This is a genomic window from Acinetobacter sp. YH12049 (assembly GCF_013419875.1).
GTDB classification, from domain to species: Bacteria; Pseudomonadota; Gammaproteobacteria; order Pseudomonadales; family Moraxellaceae; genus Acinetobacter; species Acinetobacter amyesii.
Map to the genome: position 1 here is coordinate 1 of NZ_VOZH01000065.1, position 8,849 is coordinate 8,849.

9 protein-coding genes and 1 pseudogene are annotated in these 8,849 nt (G+C 38.9%); 8 read left to right on the plus strand and 2 right to left on the minus strand.

Annotated features, from left to right (window positions below; genetic code table 11):
* Positions 1-93 (plus strand): transposase domain-containing protein (locus tag FTU05_RS16520; RefSeq protein WP_179993438.1); only part of this gene is annotated, 93 nt, incomplete at its 5' end.
* Positions 94-213: 120 nt separating this feature from the next.
* On the opposite strand, the gene glnA is transcribed toward FTU05_RS16520, so the two are convergent.
* Entirely contained in the window at positions 214-1,629 is a 1,416-nt protein-coding gene (gene glnA, locus FTU05_RS16525) for a type I glutamate--ammonia ligase (RefSeq protein ID WP_180166078.1), read from the minus strand.
* Positions 1,630-2,517: 888 nt separating this feature from the next.
* Here glnA and FTU05_RS16530 point away from each other — a divergent pair.
* The 7 genes from FTU05_RS16530 (at position 2,518) to FTU05_RS16560 (ending at position 8,000) form a co-directional block, all read left to right on the plus strand.
* Positions 2,518-3,102 (plus strand): aminodeoxychorismate/anthranilate synthase component II, encoded by a 585-nt coding sequence (locus FTU05_RS16530; protein ID WP_078190263.1) that lies wholly within the window; start codon positions 2,518-2,520, stop codon positions 3,100-3,102.
* Between the two features lie 18 nt (positions 3,103-3,120).
* Complete coding sequence (gene trpD / locus FTU05_RS16535) at positions 3,121-4,167, plus strand: anthranilate phosphoribosyltransferase (protein WP_180166080.1); 1,047 nt, start codon at positions 3,121-3,123, stop codon at positions 4,165-4,167.
* 16 nt (positions 4,168-4,183) lie between these two features.
* Positions 4,184-4,990 carry an indole-3-glycerol phosphate synthase TrpC gene (gene trpC, locus FTU05_RS16540; protein ID WP_180166082.1) on the plus strand — a complete coding sequence of 269 codons (807 nt, stop codon included), beginning with the start codon at positions 4,184-4,186 and terminating at the stop codon, positions 4,988-4,990.
* 105 nt (positions 4,991-5,095) lie between these two features.
* A complete protein-coding gene (locus tag FTU05_RS16545; RefSeq protein WP_180166083.1) occupies positions 5,096-6,079 on the plus strand; it encodes a hypothetical protein in 984 nt (327 codons plus the stop codon).
* A 111-nt stretch (positions 6,080-6,190) separates the two neighbouring features.
* Positions 6,191-6,880, plus strand: coding sequence for a Smr/MutS family protein (locus FTU05_RS16550; RefSeq protein WP_180166085.1), 690 nt, complete (start codon positions 6,191-6,193; stop codon positions 6,878-6,880).
* Positions 6,881-6,975: 95 nt separating this feature from the next.
* A complete protein-coding gene (gene folE / locus FTU05_RS16555) occupies positions 6,976-7,524 on the plus strand; it encodes a GTP cyclohydrolase I FolE (protein WP_171262632.1) in 549 nt (182 codons plus the stop codon).
* A 119-nt stretch (positions 7,525-7,643) separates the two neighbouring features.
* Positions 7,644-8,000, plus strand: coding sequence for a cupin domain-containing protein (locus FTU05_RS16560; protein WP_180135018.1), 357 nt, complete (start codon positions 7,644-7,646; stop codon positions 7,998-8,000).
* Between the two features lie 80 nt (positions 8,001-8,080).
* Here FTU05_RS16560 and FTU05_RS16565 read toward each other — a convergent pair.
* Positions 8,081-8,671, minus strand: a pseudogene (locus FTU05_RS16565) (GGDEF domain-containing protein); the annotation flags it as partial.
* Positions 8,672-8,849 lie beyond the last annotated feature (178 nt).

Below are 8,849 nucleotides of genomic sequence, written 5' to 3' on the forward strand. Positions count from 1 at the left end.
TATTTAAGTGATGTGCTGAAAAGGTTGCCGACACATAAAGTGACTCAGATTGAAGAATTGCTACCACACCGCTGGAAACCTAAATCGAATTAAAAAATAGGCATGGGGTTCAGCGGACGCTTACTATTCATTCAACTCTTTGCTTTATCTTAACCCATTCCATAAAAAAACCCGCACAAGGCGGGTCTTTTTACAGTGAAATTCTGTACAGAATTACAAGCTGTAGTACATGTCGAATTCAACTGGGTGAGTAGTCGTGTTAAGACGACGAACTTCTTCAGTTTTAAGTTCGATGTAGGCATCAAGCATTTCTTTAGTGAACACACCACCTTTAAGAAGGTAATCATGATCCGCAGCAAGCGCTTCAAGCGCCATATCTAGGCTATGAGCCACTGTAGGGATTTTAGCTTCTTCTTCAGGAGGAAGGTCGTACAAGTTCTTGTCAGCAGCTTCACCTGGGTGGATCTTGTTTTGAATACCATCAAGACCAGCCATAAGAAGTGCAGCGAAACCTAAGTACGGGTTCATCATTGGATCTGGGAAACGTGCTTCGATACGTTTGCCTTTCGGGCTAGAAACGTAAGGAATACGAATAGAAGCTGAACGGTTACGTGCTGAGTAAGCAAGCATAATCGGTGCTTCAAAATGTGGAACTAAACGTTTGTACGAGTTAGTTGATGGGTTTGTGATTGCGTTCAATGAACGAGCGTGTTTGATCACACCACCAATGAAGTACAACGCCATTTCTGAAAGACCAGCGTATTCATCACCAGCAAACAAGTTCTTGCCATCTTTAGAGATCGACATGTGAACGTGCATACCTGAACCGTTATCACCAACCATTGGTTTAGGCATAAACGTAGCAGTTTTAGCATATTGGTGAGCAACGTTCCAAACCGCATATTTAAACTGTTGAACTTCGTCCGCTTTACGAACCATAGTGTTGAAGCTTACACCGATTTCAAGCTGGCAAGATGCAACTTCGTGGTGATGTACTTCTACACGACCTGGGCCCATGATGTCTTCGATTTTTGCACACATATCTGCACGCATATCTTGTGAAGAATCTACAGGAGGAACTGGGAAGTAACCACCTTTCACACGTGGACGGTGACCAGAGTTACCCGCTTCGTAATCTTTACCAGTAGACCAAGCAGCTTCTTCAGCGATTAATGTGTGACGCGCGCCAGACATATCGATGTCCCATTTTACTTCGTCAAATACGAAGAATTCTGGTTCTGGACCAAAATAAGCAGTATCACCGATACCAGTTGATTTTAGGTATTCTTCCGCACGGCGAGCAATAGAGCGTGGGTCACGTTCATAACCTTGACCAGTTGAAGGTTCGATAACATCACAAGTCACAACAACTGTAGCTTCTGCAAAGAACGGGTCGATAAAACCAGTTTCTGCATCTGGACGTAAGATCATGTCAGATGCTTCAATGCCTTTCCAACCAGCAATTGAAGAACCATCAAACATTTTGCCATCTTCAAACGTATCTTCGTCGATTGAATCTGCTGGGTAAGTTACGTGTTGTTCTTTACCCTTAGTATCAGTAAAGCGAAAATCGACCCATTTTGCGCCACTTTCTTGGATGAGTTGAAGGACCTTGTTCGCCATGCTCATTTTGCTCCGATGATTTTTTTGTGCACACTGAAGTGCGTGTTAGTAGTTGGTAGTTATTAAGCAATTACCGTACCAACTTTTAAAAGCCAAGCTAAAATATTGAATTCCTTATCAGAATAGAAGATTTTAGCTCCTAGCTTTTCGACTATTATACTGTGTGTAACAGTAAATGCACCATATTCAGCCACTCTTCATCACTTTTGTTTAAAAACTTCTCGCAGGTGTATCAAAATAGTGCAACTTGGTTTTGCACCAGTATGCACCAAAATGATTAATCGCTTTCAACGATAAAATTATTAGGATTTTATTCAAGCTTTAAGGTCGAATTTAAATACGATAGAAACTAATGGTTTAGCTAGTTCTAGATGGAAAAATACCAGCGTAATCACTATATTCATGATCGATATTTAGGTTTTTTGAGCCCTTAAAGCACTCTTTTTTTGAAGTAGATTTAACCATTTTGTTTTAATTTTGATCAATCTACCTTTGCATTAATTGTGCTCCATTTTGGTGATTTTGCTTCAAAACGGTTCATATTTTTCCAGCTAGAGCCTGAATTGCAATTTTTAACGACAGTAAGCAGATCTTTTTAAAATATCAATTGAACACATTTTAAACACTTAAATTCAGCCTATTGCTTTGTTCAACTTAAATCCTAAATTTATAAGTCGATAATTTGCTGAAATGATTTCAGTTGCGATGAACTTTGGCGAAATTGTTCAGCAGAAATTGAATAATATTTGCTATGATTGGCTGCATTCTAAATATTTCACTATTTTTCTATTTAAAATATCCACACGATATTTGGGTCAATATACAACTATTTAGAATCATTTCGGACTATTCTAAGCACAGTTAAGTGCATAAATTTCAAAGGTTAATACGCTCATGCTTTTGATGATCGACAATTATGACTCTTTTACCTACAACATCGTCCAATATTTTGGCGAGTTAAATCAGGAAGTAAAAGTTGTACGTAACGATGCCGTGACATTGGAAGATATCGAGCGATGGCAACCGAAGTATTTAGTCATTGGTCCTGGCCCTTGTTCGCCAAGTGAAGCAGGTATTTCAATTCCTGCGATTCAACACTTTGCGGGAAAAATTCCTTTACTCGGTGTGTGTTTAGGCCACCAAGCCATAGGACAAGCTTTTGGCGGCGATATTATTCGCGCTAAAAAAGTGATGCACGGTCGTTTATCTGACATGTATCACAGCGATCAAGGCATTTTCAGCAACCTCCCTTCGCCATTTTCAGCAACGCGTTATCACTCTTTGGTGATTGATCAAGCGACTTTGCCTGAATGTTTAGAAGTGACCTGCTGGACCAATGAAGAAGATGGCACGATGGAAGAAATCATGGGCGTAAAACATAAGACATTGCCTGTCGAAGGCGTGCAGTTTCACCCTGAATCAATTCTTAGTGAACATGGCCATCAAATCTTTAAAAACTTCTTAGAAATTTACGCTTAATCGAGTGCAAAAAATATTATGAATATTCAACAAGCTTTAAATAACATCACTAAAAATATTGAACTCACTCAACCTCAAATGGAAGAAGTGATGCGTACCATCATGCAAGGTGAAGCAACCGATGCTCAAATTGGCGCACTTATGATGGGCTTACGCCAAAAAGGTGAAAGTATTGATGAAATCACTGCCGCAGCACGTGTAATGCGTGAATTTGCGATCAAAATCGATGTCAGTGATTTACCGCATTTAGTGGATATCGTTGGTACAGGTGGTGATGGTCAAAACTTATTTAACGTCTCTACTGCGTCTAGTTTTGTCATTGCAGCAGCAGGTGCAACCATTGCTAAACATGGCGGTCGTGGTGTTTCATCAAAATCAGGCTCTTCTGATCTTTTAGAACAAGCAGGAATTAACCTTGACCTAAGCATGCAGCAAACTGAACGCTGTATTCGTGAAATGGGTGTGGGTTTCCTCTTTGCACCTAATCATCATAAAGCCATGAAATATGCTGCTGGTCCACGTAAAGAATTGGGCTTCCGTAGTATTTTCAACCTACTTGGCCCGCTTACGAATCCGGCCGGCGTAAAACGTTTTGTGATTGGAGTTTTCTCTACAGAATTATGTCGTCCTATGGCTGAAGTTTTAAAACAACTCGGTGCAGAACATGTCTTGGTGGTGCATTCAAAAGACGGTTTAGATGAAATTAGCCTTGCATCAAGTACTTATGTTGCTGAACTCAAGGATGGCGAAGTCACTGAATGGGAAATTCAACCTGAAACTGTAGATATCGAGTCGCAAACCTTAACGGGTCTATCTGTAGATAGTGCTGCTGAAAGTCTAAAATTGATCAAAGATGCTTTAGGTAAAAACAAATCTGCACTCGGTGATAAAGCCGCGAATATGATTGCCCTAAATGCAGGCGCAGGCATTTATGTTTCAGGCTTAACCAAAAGCTATAAACAAGGTGTTGCATTAGCACATGACATTATCTATGGCGGTCAAGCCTTAGAAAAAATGGGCATTTTGTCTGAATTTACGAAAACTTTAAAAGAATACGAAGCTTAAGATTAGGACACAGATCATGGTAGATATCGCCAATACAATTTTGGGTAAAATTGTTGAACGTAAAAAAGAAGAATTTGCAGCCCGTCTTAAACAACGTAGCTATAAAGATGTCGAAGAGCTAGCTCAAGCAGCTACACCTGTTCGAGGTTTTGCACAAAACCTCGGCTCTAAACGTCCGGGGGTGATTGCTGAAATTAAAAAGGCATCACCATCGAAAGGCATCATTCGTGAAAACTTTAACCCTGCTGAAATTGCGCAGCAGTATCAAGATGCTGGTGCGGCATGTTTGTCTGTTCTCACCGATGTGGATTTTTTCCAAGGTGCCGATGAAAACATTCAGATTGCACGTACGAACTGTGACTTACCTGCGCTACGTAAAGATTTTTTAATTGACCCTTATGGTGTAATTGAAGCACGCGCTTTACATGCGGACTGTATTTTATTAATCGTGGCTTGTTTGTCTGATCAACAACTCGAAGAAATGTCGAAAACTGCTTTTGAGCACAATCTCGACGTGTTGGTTGAAGTACATGACGAAGAAGAACTTGAGCGTGCAATGCGTATTTCTGACAACTGTCTACTAGGCGTCAATAACCGTAATTTAAAAACTTTTGATGTTGACCTCAATACATCATTACGTTTGAAAAAGTTACTTGAGCCTTCTCGCCTGCTGGTGACAGAAAGCGGTATTGCAACACCTGCGGATGTTGCCATGATGCAAGAACATGACATTCATGCCTTCTTGGTCGGTGAAAGTTTTATGAAGCAGCCACGCCCTGATCAGGCGTTTAAGGAGCTTTTTGGTGTGCCTGATAAATTATAAATGAAATATGTAGGGTGAGTTCGCTCACCCTTTTTCTCTTTTGCATCCATATTAAAAAAATTACACATCCTTTTTATAATTTTATTCAATTGAGAATTAAAAATAATGAAGTCGATTATTTCTTCTACTCTTCTATTCATTTCATTAATCTTGGTTTCACTACACCAGTTAAGTTGGGCAAAAAATATAAATCTGAATACTGGCTCACCGTATCATATTGACCAAAATCATATCCTCTACTTTAATATTTCCACTATGCCCGAAGGCATCATTGCTGCTCAGATTGACCTAAATCAAATTTTTCCAAATATAAATACTAACGTGCTAAAGGGCAAAAATTATGATTTCAATAAGAATCAAATTGAAATCATTAGTTATCAAGGCTTACCAATAGTCATTAATTTCTCAGTCAATACTAAAAACAAGAATATTGAAAATTCAACCTATTTTTCTATTTCTAAAGAACATAAAAATTCTTTATCAAAACCAATCAATATTAAATCTCACCCTATTTCCATGGAAAAATTAAATCATTTTGAACAGATTTTTTATAAAGATAACCCTCATTTATTGAAAAAGGATTTAGCTGATGAGCCATATTTAATAAATATATTCATGTTCCATGCAGCAATAAATGATTTTGATGATATGAATGATTTTTTCCAAAATGCGATAAAGAACCTGACACAGAAAAATGATATTGATAATTATGAAAAAGCCAAAAATTTGTATCTTGAATATTTAAATTTTGGTGAAAACAATGAATTTTATGATACCACCTTAATTATGGCGGCTATCGAGCACACAGATATTTCTTTCATCAAAAAAATGAAGCTGAGAAAAATAAATGAACTTGTAGTAGATGAAGTTGAACCACAAACATATTATTTCACTAGATGCTCCCCATTAGGTAAAGCTATTCGCCTAAATCAATATCAGATAATTTCTTATTTACTTGAAAAAGGCGCTTCAACCGAAATCGTGTGTATTTCTAAATTTAATGAAGAACAATCAGCATTAGCTCTTGCAGAACAATATAAAAATAAAAAAGTTATTAAATTAATTAATTCAACTTTGAAGCCCAAATAGGACTTGTAATGAATTAAGAGATCTTCTTTATATAAAGTCTTTCCAGTTCAAATCAGTGCCATTTAAGGCTATAATTGCACTAAATTTTTGTATATTTCCCGTTTTTTCATTATGAGCAAACACGATTCTTCGCTTTCAAAAGATCAGTACAACCTACTGAAATCTTTTAAAAAGCAAATTACGAATCCACATTCCTCGACGATTGCTAAACAGCCTGAGCCAACGCCAAAGACTGTTGAACAAGAGCGGGAAGAAGACTTCGCGCTTTTCCAAAAGCAAATGCAAGGTGTTCAAAAAATGAATACAGGAAATATTGCAAAAATGGAAAAAGTTGGTCGTAAAAAACCTGATGCGCAAACGTTGGCTAAACGTGCTGCTGCAATTGGTCCTATGGAAACAGATGATGCATTACTTTCTGATACGCAAGCGATGCTCAACCCTGTTGCCAGTCAAGCTGCTTTAAGCTATCGCATTGCAACCTTACAGCATAAAGTTTTTGAAGATTTAAAAGCTGGTAATCTACGGTGGTTCGAAGCAGTCGACTTACACGGTTGCACTGTAGAAGAAGCTCGTTCGGCTGTGCTGCAAATCATTCAAATGGCGAAAGATGACAATCAAAACGTCATTAAAATTGTGCATGGCAAAGGACCAGAAGCAATTTTAAAAACTTATGTAAATAGTTGGTTACGTCAACACCGTGATGTATTGGCATTTGTGAGCGCCCCAGAAAAACAAGGCGGTACAGGTGCTGTACTGGTTCTGCTTAAACGTGCAGAAAAGAACCCACAGTTTAAACAATAATCGGATTTAACTCCAAAAGAAGGCATTGTAATAGTTTTCTGCTACAATGCCGTCCTTGTTCAATCTCTCAGTGTAAGTGAACACGTCTTATGTCTATGCAGCAATCCTACGCAAATATCCTAACTGCCGTTGGTGAAGATCTGAATCGCCCAGGTCTTAAAGATACGCCTATGCGTGCTGCTAAAGCTTTTTCATATCTTACTTCTGGTTATAGCCAGACACTTGAAGAAGTGACCAACAATGCGGTTTTCCCATCCGATAACCGTGAAATGGTCTTAGTTAAGAATATTGAATTCTATTCTTTGTGTGAGCACCATTTATTGCCTTTTTATGGCCGTGTACATATTGCTTATCTCCCAGAAGGCAATGTTTTAGGTTTATCAAAATTCGCACGTATTACAGAAATGTTTGCCCGTCGCTTACAAATTCAGGAAAACCTTACTCAGCAGATTGCTGAAGCTGTGGCTGAAGTGACCGGCGCGCGTGGTGTTGCTGTGGTGATTGATTCAGCTCACATGTGTATGATGATGCGTGGTGTGGGTAAACAAGAGTCTACAACCCGTACCGTTTCTTTTGTCGGTGACTTTAAAACCAATAAAGAAGAACGCCGTGAATTCCTAAGTGCTGTACCTGAAAGCTATTAATAGAACATTCAGCGTCAGTTCTTTTAAAAAAGCTTCAAACTCTTGAGGCTTTTTTTATTTGTGTTTTAATGTCCCAAATCATTTGCTTTGATAGCAAAGCACTATTTTCAGGATGAATCATGTCAGATGTATATATTGCTGGTCAGGGTTTAGCGCAAGCCGAACACAGCATAGACTTCCCTCGCCCAGACCGTTTGGTTCAGGGCAATCCCAAACGTGAAACTGCAAGCATGTATGCACACCCCAATATGGACTGCGGGATTTGGCAATGTGAAGTTGGCGCATGGAATATTGTCTTTGCACCGAACAAACAAGAGTTTTTTACAATCCTTGAAGGATTAGTACGTATTCATGATCAACAAGGCGGATATATCGAAGTTTCTGCTGGCCAAGCGGGCATTATTCCCCCATCTTTTCAGGGCAAGTTTGAAGTTGTCGAAGCTGTCAAAAAATACTATGTTGTTGTTGAAGTTTAAATTACAGTACATCTCGCATAAAGCGTATTTCCCCATAAAAAAACTCCCACATATGGGAGTTTTTTTATTCTCAGGATGAATTAGATATACGACAAATGCTTTGTGACTTGTATACAGTTTCGACCATTATTTTTTGCTGCGTACAAGGCATGATCTGCGGCATCTAAGAAACGCTGATAGTCAGGATGTCCATCATACTGCACACAACCAATGCTTACGGTAAAACTAAATTGCTGACCTTGTGCCGTTCGGATCAAACCCTTTTCAATATATTGGCGAATATTTTCTGCAATTTTCATCGCACGGTTTACACCAGTATCGACCAAGAGTAATAAGAACTCTTCACCACCGATACGGAATGCATAATCGCTACCTTGACTATAACGCTGTAAAGCTTCGGCAATAAATTTGAGCGCAAGATCACCTGCCGCATGACCAAACTTATCATTGATCATTTTAAAATAATCCGCGTCAAAGGCGAGCAAAGACAACGGCGTTTCATTTTGCCGCGCAAAGGTAATTTCACGTAAAATAATCGTACTGAGATAGCGGCGGTTTAGGAGTTGAGTCAAAGAATCATTGCCAGACTCAATATATTCAGCCACCTGAAACAATTGATCGACTAGATGCTGAATTTCACGGTTCAATTCACGAATCTGTTGAATCAACTGTTGCAGCTGATCTTTTTCCGTCATCTGCATCGTTTGCTGGGTTAATTGATCCGTAAGCGTCCGCTGAACACACCTTATGAATTCATCCTATAAGCCTTAATTTAGTCCCCACTTAAAAACAAGTGGGGACTTAAATTTATGACTACAAATAATCAGACATCCATCGTATCTCTTGCGA

Coding starts and splice junctions, on each gene's coding strand:
- trpD (WP_180166080.1), top strand. CDS start 3,121: ATGAATATTCAACAAGCTTTAAATAACATCACTAAAAATATTGAACTC.
- glnA (WP_180166078.1), bottom strand. CDS start 1,629: ATGAGCATGGCGAACAAGGTCCTTCAACTCATCCAAGAAAGTGGCGCA.
- FTU05_RS16545 (WP_180166083.1), top strand. CDS start 5,096: ATGAAGTCGATTATTTCTTCTACTCTTCTATTCATTTCATTAATCTTG.
- FTU05_RS16560 (WP_180135018.1), top strand. CDS start 7,644: ATGTCAGATGTATATATTGCTGGTCAGGGTTTAGCGCAAGCCGAACAC.
- folE (WP_171262632.1), top strand. CDS start 6,976: ATGCAGCAATCCTACGCAAATATCCTAACTGCCGTTGGTGAAGATCTG.
- FTU05_RS16530 (WP_078190263.1), top strand. CDS start 2,518: ATGCTTTTGATGATCGACAATTATGACTCTTTTACCTACAACATCGTC.
- FTU05_RS16550 (WP_180166085.1), top strand. CDS start 6,191: ATGAGCAAACACGATTCTTCGCTTTCAAAAGATCAGTACAACCTACTG.
- trpC (WP_180166082.1), top strand. CDS start 4,184: ATGGTAGATATCGCCAATACAATTTTGGGTAAAATTGTTGAACGTAAA.